We start from the raw sequence: 16,929 nt of genomic DNA on the forward strand, positions 1-16,929 counted from the left end.
GGCTAGTGGTTGGCCACTACCAGCCCCCACAGCGGACTTTCACCGCCTAGGTAATCGCCATGCGTGGCGCACAGCAAAAAGGACGACTGTCACGTCGCCCTGTCTCACGGTTATTTTGCCGCCGATCCCTTGCGGTACTGATTTGGTGATACGCCCATTCTTTTTTTGAACGCCGTGCTGAAGTAATGCTGGCTGTCATAACCCGACATCAGGGCGACTTCATGCACCGGCAGGCTTGTCGAATCCAGCAGCCGCACCGCCTTGGCGATCCGTGCACCGGTGACCAGGCCGACAAATGAGGTGTTCAGCTCCTTTTTCAGCACCCTGCTCAGATATACAGGCGAGACCTGCAGCTGGGAGGCTATCCCTTCCAGCGTGAGCTCCTGATCGGTATAACGCTCCCCGATCAACTGACGCGCACGCCGGACAAGCGGGGACAGACGCGCTTCCTGATACACCTGCTCCCGACAGCCCCGGTACACTTCCGGAACGGAGGACATGCCACCGCTTACCGCTTCAAAACATGCCTGAACCGCAATGTTCAGATATTTGCCGACCTCTCTTTCAATCAGCGCTCCGCTTTCTTCCGGCGCTTCCTCCCAGAGGCAAATGCCGATCAGTCCCGTCTGATCATGGAAAATGACATGCGGCAGGGGAGACAGCAGCTCTGAGGCGATATTTTCAGCGGCAAACAGGAAAAGCTGCCTGTCGTTCTCCTTCATAAGCGATTCACGCGCCGCCATGGCAGGCCAGCGAACGACGCCGATCTGTGCGGGGACCTTGCGGGGCAGGCGCAGGAAATCCAGCCTCTGCCCAGCCTCGTCCCCGGCCACAAGCCCATCCATCCATTCCTGACAAAAGCGCTGCCGCAGCAGCGGGATGTTGCGGTCAATCTGCTCGGAAGCCAGCTTGAGATAATGATCATGCTGCCGCTCTTCATCCAGCTCGCGGCCAACCCGGGCGAGCACACTGTGAAGCTGCTTCGGATCCACAGGCTTCAGCAGATAATCCTCCACTCCGAGCCGCAGCGCCTGTTGTGCGAACGCGAATTCATCATGACCCGAGATGACGACGAAGCGGCAGCCTGGCCGCTCAGCGCGCAGCCGCCGGATCAATTCAATGCCATCCATGAAAGGCATATTCATATCGACCAGCATGATATCAACGGTCTTTTCCAGGGCCAGGGCAAACGCTTCCTCCCCGTCCTCCGCTTCACCGGCCACGGTCATGCCAAGCTCCTCCCAATTGACGGTATCGCGTATTCCTTCCCGGATAATCGGTTCATCATCAGCGATTACCACTTGATACCCTGCTGTCACTCTGATCCCTCCCTGAACCCATTTTTCGATACATTTACATGCAAAAGGGGATGGACAATCGTTACCCTGGTGCCCTCGCCTGGCTTGCTCTCCAGCCGGATGCCGTATTCATCCCCGAAGGCCAGGCGGATGCGGGCCTGCACATTCAGCATGCCGTAGCTCCTCCCCCCTTGTCCCTCTTCCTGTCCTTCAATCGCCTGCAGCGGGTTCTCCAGCATGCCTTCAAGCTCTCTCAGCCGCTCCTCCGGCATGCCTGCTCCATTGTCGGTGACGGCAAGCAGCAGCCTGCCATCCACGTTGCCCGCTTCGATCCGGATTCTTCCCGGTCCACGCCGTGCCTTGATGCCATGATAGATGGCATTTTCCACAATCGGCTGCAGCAGCAGCTTCAATACATACAAGCTTCCGATCCCGTCCGTGATGTCTATTTCACAGGTGAGACGGTCCCGGTATCGTGTTTTTTGAATGCGCAGGTAGCTTTCGATGTGCTCCATTTCTTCCTGGACACGGATCATATCTTCGCCTTTGCTCAGGCCGATACGGAACAGCCGGGACAGAGCTTCTACCATTTCCGCAACATCCTCCGCCCCCTTTTTCCTCGCCATCCAGTGAATCGTATCTAAAGTATTGTATAAAAAATGAGGCTTAATATGCGCCTGCAAGCTCCTGAGCTCTGCCTCCCGCTTCTGGCGCTCTTTCAGTTCGTTTAAAGACATCAGCCTGCGGATTTGTGTCAGCATGCGGTTAAAGCTTCTTTCCAGCATGCCGATCTCATCTCCCCTGTCACTATGGCTGCGGATCGTCAGATCCCCCGATTCGGCATGACGCATGCGGGCCATCAGCTGCCGGATCGGATCGGCGATCGAGCGGGACAGTGTGAGGGAAGCGCTGATGCCGATCAGACAGACCGCGAACAGGAAGCAGAAGACATAAAACTGAATTTGCCGCACCTCCATCGCGCCTTCCAACGCCGGAAAGACGCCGACCGTCCGCCAGCCCGTGAAGGAGGATGAACGGTACATAAAGAGCAGCTTTTCCCCATCAACTGTCCTTGTAAAAGAACCGCTTTCCCCGGAACCGAACGCTTCAGGCGGAATATGCCTGATCAGGGGCCGGTCGGGCATAAATATACTGCTGCCTTCCGCATCGGTCACCATCAAATATCCCGTCTTGCCCAGCGTCACATCCCGGGCTGCGTGTGATATGGCGCGCAGCTTCAAATCAATCAGAATGACTCCCAGCACCTTGCCCGTTTCCGGGTCTGTGTACGAGCGGGCGACCGATATAATTTCACTGTCCCGGTAGCTGACATGGGAAATAATACCCCGTCCGGCCGGGTGTCCGATAACTGTAAATATCCCCTCATTTTCTGCTGCCCGGGCGTACCACGTTTCCCTTGCCAGGCTCTGTTCCCCCTTGGCGTACATTTCATTGCTGATGTAGTCCCCGTGTTCGTTCACCAGCATGATGCCCGCAATCTCCGGATACAGCGTGGTGAAGCCCTGCAGAAACTGCTTGATGTCATACACATCATTTCTGCTCCCTGCTGTGGCGGTCATTCGCGCGGCCCACCGTTTTCTGGCTTCCGCTTCGTCCCCCGTATAACCATCCGCAGGTGTTTTGCCCTCCATGAACCCGGCCACCTGGGGCTGAAATCCGATCAGATACGTCATATTTTGCAAATTCTCCATCCGGCTGTCCAGCGTTTCGTTCACCTTGCCGATCAACTGCATCGTATGCCCCTCGACCTGGCGCTCGACAATGCGCTCTACGGTCCAGTTCACCAGCAATCCCAGACCGAGCGACGGGACGATGCCGATCATGAGAAACAACACGATCAGCTTGTAGCGAAAGGGCATATCCTTCAGGTTGCGCCAGCCGCTCCTTCTCATGACCGACAGCCTGTCTGTCCATTTGCTATTTGGCATAATAATCATCCACATTCGCTTTGGTGATCACGGATATACCCGTATCCACCCTGACCGGAAGCGGTGTATTCTGTCCTGATGAAGATGGCGCGGGGACGGTCAATCCGTGATGCAGATGAAACAGGTATTGAAGGGACCAGTAGCCCATATTCCAGGTGCCTTGCCCAATGCTGGCCGAAATGGTGCCCCCCTGAATCATGTCCAGGGTTGCCTTGTTCGTATCAAAGCTGACGATCTTGACTGAGCCGACACGCTTCGCCCCGAGAACCGCTTCACCAGTCCCGGCTCCGCTTGCCGCATCGGTGACAAATATTCCCGACAGATCGGGATATTTTTGCAGCATGCGCGATGCCGCTTCCCTTGCATTCACCGGATCACCACGCCCGTCCGCCGTGGCAATGACCTTCATGCCCGGATAGCGGTCCTTAATCGTATCCTTGAAGCCCTGCGTCCGCTCCTCATGATTTTGCTGACTGTTAATCGTTATAATGCCGACGCTTCCTTCCCTTCCCAGCAGCTGAGCCATTTTGTCGGCGGCGGTGACGCCCGCATTATAGTTGTCCGTCCCCAGGAAGGAGTAGGCCTTGCTCCCTGGTGAATCCGCGTCAAACAGCACAATGGGAATCCCCGCCTCAACCGCCTTGTTAATGGTTGGCAGGAGCGAATAAGGATCTATAGCGGAGACCGCAATGCCCGCCGGCTTGCGGGCGATCGCCTGTTCCAGAACCAGCCGCTGTTCCTGGGCATCGTAGCGGGTCGCTCCGCGGTATTCAATGGATACTCCCAGCGCATCTGCTGCGTCCTCATAACCTTTCAGAATACTTTTCCAATATTCCATACCCGACTGAAACGTAATCATCACATAAGTCTCGCCGATATCCCCGTGCAATCCCTGGTCCTCCCAGGGGCCCTTCTCTCGTCCTTCTGCCGCATAGCGGAACAGGTACAGCACAAATACCGCAATGATCAGCATATAAACCAGCAGAGTCTTTTTCATGAAACAATGCTGCCCCCTCCACAGCCGGATGTAAAGTTTTATATATATCTGCCTTCGCAATAAATTGTAAACGGATTCACCCCAATTGTGAACCTGTCTGTTTAATATGGCTGCCAGTCTGGTGAAAATAAATTAATCAAGACTTAATCTTGAGGGAGTACAATGGACAGGCAGATCGGGTGCCAGGCTACAAGACTAAGCAAAAGGGGCAACAACATTGGAAAAAACGTTAAGCAAACCGCGTATTGAGGAATGGACAGAGCTGCGCGGACTGGCGTTTCTGGCGATCGTCCTCCAGCACACTATCGGTGAATACATTTACAGGGCGGACATCCAGATGCCGGACTCCGTCATGCTGGGCATCATCTATCATTTAACCCGTTTCGGCACGCCAACCTACGCTTTTCTGTCGGCCGCTCTTCTATTTTATAACTATAAAAGCCGCCCGGCTGCGGAAAACGTGCGCTGGCTCGGTAAAAGATTCGAAGATATCTATGTTCCCTTTATGGTCTGGGCAGTCATTTACTGGGTTGTGTCCCGAAGCTGGTCTGATATCCCGCTGACCGCTCCGGGCTGGTGGCAGAGCCTGCTGCGTGAAATGATCATCCCCGTCAGCGGTTACCATCTCTGGTTTGTCGTGATGATTTTTCAGTTTTATATTCTGTTTCCTTTATTGGGCCGGGTCTGGAACCGAATCAAGCCTTTCTTCCTTAAAGGGAACGGTACGGGGAACGCTGTACGGACAGGTATCATGCTGGGTGTGGTAGGAGCGGCTTATGCCTTGCTCATGCATTGGTCGTATTACGATATGTCTGCCTGGCAGTCCGGGCTGGCGGGCCCGCTGCAGTTTTTACTCCAGCACCGGACGTATATTTGTGTGATGTATTTCTTTTACTTCGTTCTGGGGGCGGTGTGCGCTAGCATGATCCGGTCATGGAGAGAGTTTGCACGGCAGACGCTGCCGTGGAACGCCGTGGTTTTCCTGTTTCTTTTTACGATGATGGGATATACGCTGCTCCGGCAATCAGGGGATGTGATGAACCTGAATATATCCACCTATCTCAAGCCAAGCACGTTTCTGCTTATCGTATCACAGATGCTGCTGCTGTACGGGCTGCTGCTCCGGCCACACCCGGAAGCCGCGCCCGGAAGATTCCGCAGAATGCTGGCCTGGATGGGAAAATATTCATTCGGCGCTTACCTGTGCCATGCGCTGCTCCTGTATGGTGTAGCCTATTTTACCCGCAGTCTCCCCCTCCAGAACCTGCACCTGGCTGCGACCGGGGTCAGCTTTGTCATCGTTGCCTGCGCCGCGCTGGGATTGAGCAAAGTGCTGTCCTCACTGCCTGGAGGACACTGGATCGTCGGCGCGAGCGGACGGCGCAGAAGAAAAGAGGCCTCATCCGGCGGGAAGTAACAACTCCTGCGGGAAAGTGCCGCCTCTGACCTAAACTAAACGGATAGACACAGAACGGCATAAGACTCTGTCCCAAAGAATGGGAACAAATGCAAGCAGCCTTGAAATACTCAACTTTCGCAGAGCCCAAATCCACTTCAACCTTTGTAGCTGCTGGGTTCTGAGGAATTCGAATCCCCTTCTAGTGCTTGCTGGACAGTCAGGACGCCAGCCGATCGCGGCAAGACGTGTGATACTCGCTTTTCAGGGGCTTTGCACGATTATCCCGTTGGATCAGGTACAGAAAAACAGAAAACCGGGAACCGAAAATATACTTTAGGCACGTTAAAGTAAATAACGGATCAAATGAGGCACGAAATGCCTGTTGTTACGCTATTCAGGACCATCGAATGGGTCTATTATTTTTTTGATCGTGCCTTATGGAGAAGCGGATCGATTCGAGGTCATGAGACGGTCTTAGGAGAAAGCAGAGCGTTTAGGTGATGTGAAACCGACCGAAAGAGAAGGAGGGAGCGGAGCAAGGCACCGAAAAAATAAAAAGACGCTGATCCTCGTTGCAGCTTGAACCTGAATTTTTCCGATTTCCTCGTTCATGCCAGCCCACACTAGCCCACACCGATCAAGTGACGCAACTTATGCTCACCATTCCTCGTTCAAGCACTGCGATCAGGACGCAGCCGCAAGAGGCTGATCCGGTTGACGTGCAATCAGTTGGCGGTAAGGGATCGCCGGAATCGCTACGCCCATGTACAGCAACTTCTGCCACATCGTTTCTTCCCCTTCGGTTAGGCGCAGTCGGCGGCGCCCGGTGTACTCGTTGAGGTACGCCTGCAGGTGCTTTGTTCCTAAGGCTACATACGTACTCTTCAGCGATGTCCACGCCTCCCTCACCACTTTCCGCAAGGGCGTATACAATCGATAGGCTTGAGGGAACGATTGTACCGCCGATGCACGGACATCTACCTGTTCGTTGATGAATGCAACGAGTTCGTGACGATTTGCTCTTTGCCCCTCTCCCTTCTTCTGCGGGATCAGGCGGATTTTGACCTGCTCCGGCTCGCCCGACTCCGTGACCGTGCATCCGGCTACGACCGCTGAAGCATGCGGATGAAAAAACTGAAGCCGGGACGGATTACACCCATACAGATCGCTGTTCACCTTCACGTCTCCGCAGAGCAGCTCCCGGGAATCGAACTCCCCGAGGGCATGGCGGATTTTTTGCAGCATTACCCAGGCAGTTTTGTAGGTGACCTGGATCACCTGGCTCAGCCGCATCGCCGAGATGCCGTCGGGGAGCAGGAACAACTCCAGCGCCTGGAACCACTTGGTCAGGGGGAGATGGGTTCGTTCAAAAATCGTGCCCACCAAAGCCGATGTTTGATGCGCGCACTTTGTGCACTCGAACAAAGGGACACGTCGGGAAGTCAAACGACTGCAGCGGGTGTGAGCACAACGCGGGCAGACGAAGCCGTTCGGCCACTTCATCGCGATCAATGCCTCCATGCAGGCCTGCTCGTTGTGATAACGATAGCTAAAAGGTTGAAGTTCCGTTTCCGCTTGGACTTCCATGTCTGCTCGCCTCCGAATCCATAATCTACGAACATAAGTTCCTTTTTCATCATACCAAACATATGTTCCTGTTTCAAGCCGAATCTCCCACTTGAGCTGCCTCTTTTTTTCGTATCTCTTTTCTCTTTATTCCTTCCCCTTGGCCCCTTTAAACTCCAACCCTCACCCCCACATTCTGAGCAAAAGGGATAATCATGCAAAACTGTATTGAAAGGCAAACAGGCATCAGGCAACGGACACCAGATACCATACCCTATAGACACCCGTCTCACTCTGGATACTAGATTCTGAGCGGGGTTAATTCCCTTTTTTCAACAAATCTAGAAAAAAGATGTATGATTTGATTCAGCGTCAACTCCAGCAGCGGAGAGGACGAAGCAATTCCGGATAAAGCGGAGCGGTTGCCTTTGTCCCCGAATTTCTTCCGCTAAGAATATGATCAGAAATTTGGGGACAACAGCGATTGTAGGAATGCTTCGTTCTCGGAGCGTCTCGTTCGTTTTCGGAGTGTCTCGTTAGTCACTCCGCCACGGTCTTCCGTGCATTGGACGGCGTTCGTTCAAAGGTGATCGGCGCTTTGCGGTTGATCATCCGCTTGAGGTCACCCGTCATTTCTTCCTTCAGCTTGCGAAGCAATTCCTCCTCGCCGATGCCCCGCTTTTGCGCTATTTCAGTTATAGACTTGCCTTTGCGGAGTTCTGTTTCCAGCTGTGTCGGGGTCAGATTCAAAATGCGGGCCACCGCTGCACGGTCGACTCCTACTCTCCAGCCCCTGGCCCACGGTCTATGAAAGCCGTGCAGCTCCCGCAGCGGCTTGTTCACCGCCTGCTTGATCCAGGCTTCCCCAAGCGCCTTGCGGGCTTTGGCTTCTTCGGCCGTCAGCAGCCCCTGCTTGACAAGCTCGTCCACACGGGCATTGAGCATAGGCACCAGCTTGGCAACAAGCTGCTCCTCCGACCAGCCCTGACGCTTCCTCGCGATTTCCGCCAACGTGCTTCCCTTATCCATTTCAGCGGACAGCTCCTGTGGAGTGATACCCAGCAGCTTGGCAACCTCGTTCATGAAATACCAGTGTGATCCTTTCTGCTCAGGAGCGGTCTTTTCTCCTGGGGCCGTCTTTACCTCCGATGCCGACTTTTCCTTGCGGACATCATGAGGCGGGTGTACCTCTGAAGCATGAGCTGATGTCAGTGGGTCCGCAGACAGCAAGAGGGCTACCATACTCGCCGATCCGCATATGTACATAAATTTGTTCATTCTTTTTCGCATCCTTCCGGTTATTTTCACTTTATTTTCCGCAAATTCTTTTAAACTTTGTCATATATTGAGCAATTTTGCTTCTTCGTTTGTCTTATTATGGGAGTTAACCATGAATAATATGCGTTTTTGACGAAAACCATCTCTTGCAGTCAGACAGGGACAAGGATTAAGATGCTAATAACAACCAGAAATGACGCTACAAATTGATGTTATTCGGATGGTGGAGAAATGGAATGGTACACAAGGTACAGGCATGAGCTTGAGCAGGTTTTTGCTGAAGCGGAGAAGCGGATTTCCCTGTTTCCCGCCCCTTTGAATACGATGGGGCAGGAATATGAAGCACAATTCAACCCGCTGCTGGAGAACAGCACACGCAATTATATCTGCTATCTGCTCCCGTTTTGGGTCAATGAGATGGCCGGTTTGCAGCCTGAAATGGTTCGCCGGTTGTCTCTCGGCAACGTGTATATCATGTTAGCCTTTTTACTGCAGGATGATGTGATGGATACGGGTCCAGCCGACTGGAGAAGCCGTCTGGCTCTGGCACAATTGTTTCTGGCCGAGAGCATGGATATCTACCGGGGACTCTTTCCGGCCGACTCTCCCTTTTGGGATTACTACAGGCTTTATGTCAGCGAATGGGCATCAAGCGTAGCCCAAGAGGGCGACAGAGACGATTTTCAGGAGAACCGATCCGGCATTTCCAGCAAAGCAAGCCCGCTTAAGCTGGCAGGTACCGGAGCACTGCTGCTTTCACGGCAGGAGCATCACATTCCTGCAGTCACTGAGATGACGGATCAGGCACTGCTGGTATTGCAAATGTCCGACGACTGGGCGGACTGGAGAGAGGATTTGCATGAAGGCAGCTACAACTGTCTTTTGTCTTTCATCAGTGCCGAACAGGAGGTTGGGTATATGCAAGGAATCCATGCAGAGCAGATTGAAGAAGCTGTTTATACCCGAAACGCATTGAGCCGGTACGCCGCCGCTGCGGCCGATCTGGCACGCACCCTTACTGAGCGGAATCCGGCCATCTCCGGTCTGACGAGCTTTGCCATTGGCGTAGCGGAGGGTCTTGTGCAGGATGCGGCTTACATTGCCAGAGAAAAACAGCACCTGCTGAGCGGAGGACTGCAGTACCTGTTAGACCATGAGGCAGGAACTCCCTAGCCGCTTCACCAAACTTTACCTTGGAGAAAGGATGATAAAAATGTCTGTAGAACTTGCCGCACAAAACCAGCTCATTCAAAAAGCATGGGAGGATCAGGCTTTCCGTGAAAAGCTGATGGAGGATCCCAAAGCCGCCATCCGTGAACTGTTAGGGGTCGTCATTCCCGATCATATTCAGCTGAAAACTGTACAAGAAACTCCTGATGAGCTGTATCTGGTTATTCCGCCTGCTCCTGCCCGGATGATTCCAAGCGTCGACATACCGGAGATAAAATGGTAAAAGCACGCGAGCAAATGCTGTAATTCCAAAAAAAGGGTACTCCCATGCCACCAAAGCCAAGGAGTACCCTGCTTTATGTTTATTATGCTACAGACAGCCTCTGAATCATGAATCGGGAGCAGAATCGGAGCTCGCGGCAGGAAAACGGACGGTTGACTCCGTACCTATTCCCTTCGCGCTCGTAAATGTAATCCGTCCATCCATGGCCTCTATAATCCGGAAGGTAACCATCATGCCAAGACCCGTGCCCTTTGTTTTATTTGAGAAATAAGGCTCCCCAAGCCTGGTCAGCGTCTGGGCATCCATACCTTCTCCGTTATCGCGAATATGGATGTACACCTCATCCCCCGACCTGTAAGCTCGAATATGAATCTGTCCTTCATCCCGCAAAGCTTCGATGCTATTTTTGATAATATTGATGAACGCCTGCTTAAATTTGGACGAATTTCCTTTTATGGAAAGATCATCAGATATCTCAAGGTGTATTTTTCCTCCCTGCAGGTTGGCCATCGGGCTGATAATACCTTCAATATGTCTGAATTCATCGTCAATATGCAAAATTTTGGTCTGCTCAAACTCCGGTTTGGCAAAGGTGAGGAAATCGGTAATGATGTTGGACGCCCTGTCCAGCTCTTCAAGCGCGATCTTCAAGTAGTCCTTGTTCTTGCCCTCCTCCTCCTTGCTGCTGAGCAACTGCAGGAATCCTCTGGTAACCTGAAGCGGATTACGCACCTCGTGCGCCACCGAAGCGGCCAGATCACTAATGATCTCCATCTTCTCCGACCGCTGCAGCTCATTATTGAACATTTCCAGCTCCTGTGAGTACTGCACAACCTGCCGGTGGTTCTCCGCGAGCCTTCTGCCGAAAATCGTAGCCAGCGAAATGACAAAGCCAACGACTCCCCACTTCCACAAAAACAGATTGTAGTGCCCCTGACGGATAAAGAACCATAACAGCTCGCTAACGGAAAGCATTGCAAAGCAGACACAGCCCACTGATAAAATGATTGCATCACGGTCTCCCTTCCAGGCTCTCCCCAGGCTGGCCACCATCAGAACAATTAAGAGCACCATCAGCTGCAGTCCAAGCAAAATAACGCTTGCCCAGTAATACAACTGGTAGTAACGATCCATCGTCAACCAATTTACGATCATGAGCAGAAAGCAGGCAACGGAATAAAACGTAAGCCATTTGCGAAAACGGCGTATATAGACGATTTTTCCCAGAATTTGCTCGAAAAACAAAGCCATAGACGGTGGCAACAAAAATAAGGCTATGTCAAAAAGCAACAAATACAACTCCGCGTATTCTCTGTAGAATGTAAACAAAAAAGGTGGGTAAATCACAATCAACAATCCTGCCGACAGAATAACGGCAGAGAGAGACAACATTACGGTGCGGTTTGATTGGTACAGAAAAATAGAACAAATCGCGAGTATCAATGCTATTAAAATAAATGAGCTTCCAAGGATGATATCAAATACATCTTTGCGAATCATGATGCCCAGCAGCTCACGCTGCTCCCCGACAAATACTCCACCGTTGATTCCCAACCGGTCCAGCCGGCTGTCAGACCAGATATACAGACTTTTCCCGCTGTCTTCACGGTCCAACGGCAACAATATTTTATCCTGTTCATAGTTATAGGACCGGAAGGATTCATATACAATAACCCCGTCCTTGTAGATGATAATGTGCGTACCGTAAACGATCTCCAACAGTATGGCAGGTGTCTTAGCCTCCATCTCAGGAAGAACCATCCGGATCCACGCAGAAGAGGAGCCTGACGGCTTGTTGCCTGCCACCTCATTAGAACCTATCTTCTCCCACTCTTCTTGATCCGAAGGCGGCGCTGGAAGGCTGCCTTTCTGTCGGGCAGTGTCCCACAGCATATCCCATTCGGTTATGGTCTGTACATTCGACACCACTCTGGAGGCGGAAGCAGGAGAAGCTGCTGCGGCTGCCAGCAGCAACACAATCCAGAAAACCGCCACAAATTTGGGTATGTATTTCATATGTATAGCACCTCAAGCATCATTTTGGGTTGCCAACTTTCATCATATTTCCACTTTAACTATTTCTATGCACAGGAGCCTCACACCTTCTTGTGAGACTCGTTCGCTAAAATTCTCTGTTTCTCGTGTTTGTTCGCAGATCATCAACCTGATTTTCAATCATTTCCCGCTCTTTGTGCTCCTCGTGTTCCCTGAATTGGACCCACTGCAGGCTTTCCTCATCCTCATAGAGCGTCCATATATCCGAAAACAGGTAATCGCGGATTTCCACAATTTTGCCGTCAAGCAAGCCCCCACACCAATAAAGGCCATCCGGCCTGCGGATGACGGTGCGTCCAAACCCCGGTGTAGAAGCCTTCTGTCCGATCCGGATGCGGCTAAGCATACTGGGAAGTGTCAACCATTCCATTGTTCTTACCACCTCCATCGGTCTTCATCATATCACAACCCAGCATTTCTGCCAGCCGAATAGAGTCCGGTAAAGCCACACACAATAACTGTAAAGTTTAGTATTCCCGGCCAGTGGGTAAGGTCGGAATAAAGAGCTGTCTCGAATGGCTCAATATTGAAGGAGCTGATCAGCATGGAGGAAACCAACAAAGATCATCCAGCCCTGCGGGGCGCCGTTACCGGTACGGCCAGTGGGGAAGGAGAATCTGCAACACCTGATTTCGGGCCTTCCCTGCAAAATGCCGAGGTCAATTGGGAGAACTTAACCGGGGGGCCAGACGAGGCTTTGGAGAATGTCCCGGATGCCGATGATATCGCTCCTGACAGCCCTGTCGATCCGTCTGCTCCACCAGATTTCATTCTTGGAACCGATTTGTTAAACGGCTTTGACGGAGACGAATAATTGATTTAGTCTACAAATACGTGTTCAAAAGATGACTTTTTGAACTACCTCTACAAGGAAGGAGATGCAGCTCATGTATAGAGATCCTTTGACGCAAGCCGATATGGCTTATGAACGCTATAAAAAGCTGACCCCGACGGGAGACGATAATTATATTCCGGACGATGAACTGGAACATGTGGGAACCGCCACGACTCAATTGATCGATGAAGCAGACAGCACCTCCCTCGAGCCTGCAGCGTCAGCCCTTGCACAAAAGGTCGATACAGGCCTCATCGGTGAAGAGCACCCGCGCGGTGCGGGGTCTCCAAGTCCGGTTAAACGTGAAGATTGAGCCTAAAGGCACAGCATCTGTGCAAGTTACGCCGGCAAGGATTGGGGGCGCTCATGATGAAAGAACGCGCAAACCCTGTGTCTGATGATCTTATCACAAAACGGGATATAGATGAAGAGTTCGGCCTGCAGCCCGATACACCTGAAAATGCCGGAAACAAGGTCAGCAGACTCATCGTTTCCGGCATTTTGCTATATCGGTATCAGATCGGCAGCAAAGCTACCCTATCCTTCGCCTCCAGCTCCGCCACCATGTGGTTCCACGCCTCCGGTTTGTTAGGCAGCACTGTATAATAGCGGCGCAGGAAGGAAGTTACCAGTCTGGTGTCCAATTCGGAGACGCTGTCATCCTCAGGCATAAAGCCAAGATTAAGGCCTTCCACCGCTTCCCCGTCATTATTCCACGAAGGATGGACATATTCCAGGTCCAGAACCTTATATCCCAGATGGGACAGCACCTCGCGCCGCACATAAGGATTCATTGGCTTCACGCCGCCGAATTCATGATCATTGCCCAGGTACGGGTCATAAATTTCGGCGAACATGCCAAACAGCCTCTGCCCGCTTTGGGCCGCAAGCTCATGCAGGTCGGTCTGACGGTTCTTCCAGAGATAACGACCGATGCCAAGGCCGGGTCTGCCAATGATTGTGAAATCGGTCATGGCCACATTAAAATCCGGATAGTAGCGGTATTCCGTGGCGCCTACCACCTCTCCCTCGTGCACAGCAACAAAAACGCGGATGCCCGGGTCTTCCAGCGGTTCCTTCCACAGACTGTATTCCAGCACTTCCTCAGGCGGAAACACCTCCTGCATCAGACGGTGCATTTTGGCGAACAGCGGATCTTCAATACTCGTAATGCGATGATATTCCATATCCCCACACTCCTTGCTTCGATTCAATTCAGGAAACTGCCTGCTGCGAAAAGGGTTGCTCCATTCCATCAGCAAAGCATAATTACGGGACTGCTCGTCTTCAAGATAATCTGGCAGCACTTGAACGGGCATACGCCCGCAACGGAGCAGAAAGGTCAGCACAGGATCCTTCAATTCCCCGGCGAGTACGGCATCAACATATTGTTCAGCGGTCAACTGGTCAGCATGGGCATAGTAGCCAGGCATCCTCCCCGCCCCAAGCAATCGGTCAAGCTTAAGCTGTACTACCACATCATACAGTGAGAAAAGCAGCCATTTACCCAGCCCCAGTTTGCGGTAAGCCGGTCTGACGGCAATATCGATTACATACAGCGCATTGCCATCAGGCCGATGGGTGCGGATATAACCGTGATCCGCCACCTCTTCCCATGTGTGCTCGGCATGCCGTGGATCATAATCGACGATCAGGCTCGTCACCGAGCCCGCAAGCTGCCCGCCGATTTCCACACAGAGCGCCCCCTGCTGAAACCGCTCCACATGCGAAGCAAGCTGTTCCCTGTTCCACCACAGCTCCGCAGGATACGGCGGGGGAAAGCATTCCTGCTGGATGCGGATCATGCCGTCAAAATCCTGCGGGCCATAATTGCGAATAACGGCTTTGACGGGACGTTCCCCGTCAAATACGTATATTTCCTTGTAATACACCCGCTCAGCTCCAATCCGTGTAAAGATCGGTGCGCCGGTCCCTCCACGTCGTCACCGAACCGCGCTCCCGCACCTGATACAGCAGGTCCAGGTCCAGATCCGCCGTTACGATCATATCATCATTCAATTCGCCTTCCACCATGATGCCGCGTGGCGGAAACGGAATATCGTTCGGCGTAATGACGGCGGCCTGTCCGTAGTTGGCTCTCATGAAATCCACCGTCGGCAATGCGCCAACCGTTCCGGTAAGGACGACATAGACCTGATTTTCCACCGCACGGGCATGGCTCGTATAACGCACCCGGTAGAAGCCATGACGGTCATCCGTACACGACGGACAGAAAATGATATCCGCCCCTTTGGCTTTGGCCATGCGCACGATTTCGGGGAATTCGATATCATAACAGGTCAGCATCGCAATCCTGCCCTTTGCCGTATCGAACACCTGAAGACCCTCACCTGGAGCCATGTTCCATTCATGCACTTCCGTTGGCGTAATATGCAGCTTTGCCTGCTCAGCAATACGGCCGTCAGGATAGAATAAATGCGCTGTATTATATAAACGGTCACCTCTGCGCACCACATGAGTTCCGCCGATAATGTGCATATTCGTGCGCTTGGCAAAGGAAGAAAACAGCTCACGGTAACGGTCTGTAAAATCAGGCAGATCGTTAATCGTCAGCGCATTGCCCTTGCTGTCGCCGATGGACATGAGCTGTGTGGTAAAAAACTCGGGAAACAGCACAAACTCCGCGCCAAATTCCTCTGCTGTCTTCATATAATGCTCCGATTGCAATGCAAACTCCTCAAACGATTGAATCGTATGAAGATGGTACTGCACGGCTGACACTCTGATTTTGCTCATAACTCCTCCTTAACCAACCAGTGTACATTCATGCCCATTATAACTTGAACGTTTTTCATATTCCAGATAATCAGCTGCGGTCCATATGCCTGACACGCCCTGCGGAGGAAGCTGCCGGTAGCGGTCCTGCCGCGTTGGCCGATGGAGTCAGAATCCCCTTTCCCCTGAACCACAGCAACAGTGCCGCTGCCAGCAGTGCCGCCCCGTTGATGACGAACACCCACTGAATGTCAAGCATATAGCCAAGCATGCCGCCGATGATCGGGCCGGCCATCATCGCCAGCTGTGAGGAGGACTGGTTCAAACTGAAGGCACGGCCGCGGAAATCCGGCTCCGTAACTTGCACGATCAAAGCATTGATGGCCGGAAGCACGGCGGCATAGAAGAGCCCGTAGCCAAACCGCAGCACACCAAAGCCGATAAAATCAGTTACAAAAAACTGCAGAATATTGCCGATGCCCGAGCCGATCAGACCGATAAGCAATACTTTGCCGTAACCGATGCGGTTGCCGATCTTTCCCCAGCGCGGTGCCATCAGCACCGTAGCAATACCGACCGCAGAGAAGACGATTCCCGAGGTGAGTGAGGCGCTGCTGCGGTCGACCCCCATCTCCAGCACATATACCGTAATCAGCGGCTCCAGAATCATGACTGAGAAAGTACTCAAGGCAACCAGGCCCAGCAGAATGACGAAGGTCCGGTTGGCAAAGGCCAGCTTCAAATCATCCCTCACATGCGACCTCGCTCCCGAACGGTTGAAATTCTGCTCCTTTGCTCCGAACGTCCCGATCAGAGCTGCGATCAGCACCACGGCGGCCGAGAAGAGAAAGGCATTCCGGTTGCCGTAATAATGGCTCACCACCCCGCCGATCAGCGGACCAATAATGCTTCCCGTTGCGCCGGAGGTCGCCATTACGCTCAAGGCATAACCCGTTTTCTCCTCAGGTGTATTGGTGGCAACAAGCGCAATCGATGCCGGGACAAACCCGGCCAGCAGCCCCTGCAGCACCCGCACCACCAGGAAGGTGTAGGGATCAGTAACGAAATAGCTCAGAAGATACAGCGCCGCCAGGCTGAAGCCCGAGCGGATCAGCATCGGCTTGCGCCCGTATTTGTCAGACAGGGAGCCCCAGTAAGGGGCAATAAGAGCACTTGCCAGAAAAGTAATGCCAAAGGCGATGCCTGACCAAATCTCCAGCCGGTCCGTCACCCCCAAATCTGCGCTCATGAAGATCGGCAGAAAAGGGATGGAGATGGAGTAAGCGGTGCTGCAGAAAAATACACCAATCCACAGCACCGCAAGATTACGCTTCCAAGAATATGCCATAAATCTCACGTCCTT

15 protein-coding genes and 1 pseudogene are annotated in these 16,929 nt (G+C 52.7%); 5 read left to right on the forward strand and 11 right to left on the reverse strand.

All coding sequences use genetic code 11. The features are described from left to right. Positions 1-110: 110 nt before the first annotated feature. The 3 genes from ACE5LO_RS25200 to ACE5LO_RS25210 are packed head-to-tail and all read right to left on the reverse strand — an operon-like array spanning position 111 to position 4,244. Complete coding sequence (locus ACE5LO_RS25200; protein WP_375522683.1) at positions 111-1,319, reverse strand: response regulator transcription factor; 1,209 nt, start codon at positions 1,317-1,319, stop codon at positions 111-113. Continuing rightward, positions 1,316-3,247 carry a cache domain-containing sensor histidine kinase gene (locus ACE5LO_RS25205; RefSeq protein ID WP_375522684.1) on the reverse strand — a complete coding sequence of 644 codons (1,932 nt, stop codon included), beginning with the start codon at positions 3,245-3,247 and terminating at the stop codon, positions 1,316-1,318. Before ACE5LO_RS25205 ends, ACE5LO_RS25200 begins: the two co-directional genes overlap by 4 nt. Then, a complete protein-coding gene (locus ACE5LO_RS25210; RefSeq protein WP_375522685.1) occupies positions 3,237-4,244 on the reverse strand; it encodes a substrate-binding domain-containing protein in 1,008 nt (335 codons plus the stop codon). The genes ACE5LO_RS25205 and ACE5LO_RS25210 overlap by 11 nt, the downstream gene beginning before the upstream one ends. 217 nt (positions 4,245-4,461) lie before the next feature. Here ACE5LO_RS25210 and ACE5LO_RS25215 point away from each other — a divergent pair, with 217 nt between their 5' ends. Continuing rightward, a complete protein-coding gene (locus tag ACE5LO_RS25215) occupies positions 4,462-5,661 on the forward strand; it encodes an acyltransferase (protein ID WP_375522686.1) in 1,200 nt (399 codons plus the stop codon). 666 nt (positions 5,662-6,327) lie between these two features. On the opposite strand, the gene ACE5LO_RS25220 is transcribed toward ACE5LO_RS25215, so the two are convergent. Together ACE5LO_RS25220 and ACE5LO_RS25225 are read right to left on the reverse strand one after the other, a co-directional pair. Further along, complete coding sequence (locus tag ACE5LO_RS25220; RefSeq protein ID WP_375522687.1) at positions 6,328-7,230, reverse strand: transposase; 903 nt, start codon at positions 7,228-7,230, stop codon at positions 6,328-6,330. Between the two features lie 519 nt (positions 7,231-7,749). Next, positions 7,750-8,487 (reverse strand): hypothetical protein, encoded by a 738-nt coding sequence (locus ACE5LO_RS25225; RefSeq protein ID WP_375522688.1) that lies wholly within the window; start codon positions 8,485-8,487, stop codon positions 7,750-7,752. Positions 8,488-8,718: 231 nt separating this feature from the next. Here ACE5LO_RS25225 and ACE5LO_RS25230 point away from each other — a divergent pair, with 231 nt between their 5' ends. Together ACE5LO_RS25230 and ACE5LO_RS25235 are read left to right on the forward strand one after the other, a co-directional pair. Beyond that, on the forward strand, positions 8,719-9,660 hold the full coding sequence (locus tag ACE5LO_RS25230; protein ID WP_375522689.1) for a hypothetical protein: 942 nt from the start codon (positions 8,719-8,721) through the stop codon (positions 9,658-9,660). 40 nt (positions 9,661-9,700) lie between these two features. Then, positions 9,701-9,940, forward strand: coding sequence for an NHLP leader peptide family RiPP precursor (locus ACE5LO_RS25235; protein WP_375522690.1), 240 nt, complete (start codon positions 9,701-9,703; stop codon positions 9,938-9,940). A gap of 105 nt (positions 9,941-10,045) precedes the next feature. On the opposite strand, the gene ACE5LO_RS25240 is transcribed toward ACE5LO_RS25235, so the two are convergent. Together ACE5LO_RS25240 and ACE5LO_RS25245 are read right to left on the reverse strand one after the other, a co-directional pair. Next, on the reverse strand, positions 10,046-11,956 hold the full coding sequence (locus ACE5LO_RS25240; RefSeq protein WP_375522691.1) for an ATP-binding protein: 1,911 nt from the start codon (positions 11,954-11,956) through the stop codon (positions 10,046-10,048). A 106-nt stretch (positions 11,957-12,062) separates the two neighbouring features. After that, the gene (locus ACE5LO_RS25245; RefSeq protein ID WP_375522692.1) at positions 12,063-12,365 is read right to left on the reverse strand and encodes a hypothetical protein; all 303 of its coding nucleotides are present in this window, start codon (positions 12,363-12,365) and stop codon (positions 12,063-12,065) included. Between the two features lie 174 nt (positions 12,366-12,539). On the opposite strand from ACE5LO_RS25245, the gene ACE5LO_RS25250 reads away from it, so the two are divergent. Beyond that, positions 12,540-12,809, forward strand: a complete 270-nt coding sequence (locus ACE5LO_RS25250; RefSeq protein WP_375522693.1) for a hypothetical protein — start codon at positions 12,540-12,542, stop codon at positions 12,807-12,809. Between the two features lie 73 nt (positions 12,810-12,882). After that, positions 12,883-13,143: a hypothetical protein gene (locus ACE5LO_RS25255; protein WP_375522694.1), complete on the forward strand. Its 261-nt coding sequence runs from the start codon at positions 12,883-12,885 to the stop codon at positions 13,141-13,143. A 202-nt stretch (positions 13,144-13,345) separates the two neighbouring features. Here the strand turns inward: ACE5LO_RS25255 and ACE5LO_RS25260 are convergent, their stop codons facing one another. The 4 genes and pseudogenes from ACE5LO_RS25260 to ACE5LO_RS25275 form a co-directional block, all read right to left on the reverse strand. Continuing rightward, the gene (locus ACE5LO_RS25260; protein ID WP_375522714.1) at positions 13,346-14,017 is read right to left on the reverse strand and encodes a GNAT family N-acetyltransferase; all 672 of its coding nucleotides are present in this window, start codon (positions 14,015-14,017) and stop codon (positions 13,346-13,348) included. 48 nt (positions 14,018-14,065) lie between these two features. Further along, positions 14,066-14,722 (reverse strand): annotated as a pseudogene (locus tag ACE5LO_RS25265) (GNAT family N-acetyltransferase); the annotation flags it as partial. A 4-nt stretch (positions 14,723-14,726) separates the two neighbouring features. Next, a complete protein-coding gene (locus tag ACE5LO_RS25270; RefSeq protein WP_375522695.1) occupies positions 14,727-15,587 on the reverse strand; it encodes a carbon-nitrogen hydrolase family protein in 861 nt (286 codons plus the stop codon). A 70-nt stretch (positions 15,588-15,657) separates the two neighbouring features. Continuing rightward, on the reverse strand, positions 15,658-16,914 hold the full coding sequence (locus ACE5LO_RS25275; RefSeq protein WP_375522696.1) for an MFS transporter: 1,257 nt from the start codon (positions 16,912-16,914) through the stop codon (positions 15,658-15,660). Positions 16,915-16,929 lie beyond the last annotated feature (15 nt).

Source organism: Paenibacillus medicaginis (assembly GCF_042138635.1).
GTDB classification, from domain to species: domain Bacteria; phylum Bacillota; class Bacilli; order Paenibacillales; family Paenibacillaceae; genus Paenibacillus; species Paenibacillus medicaginis.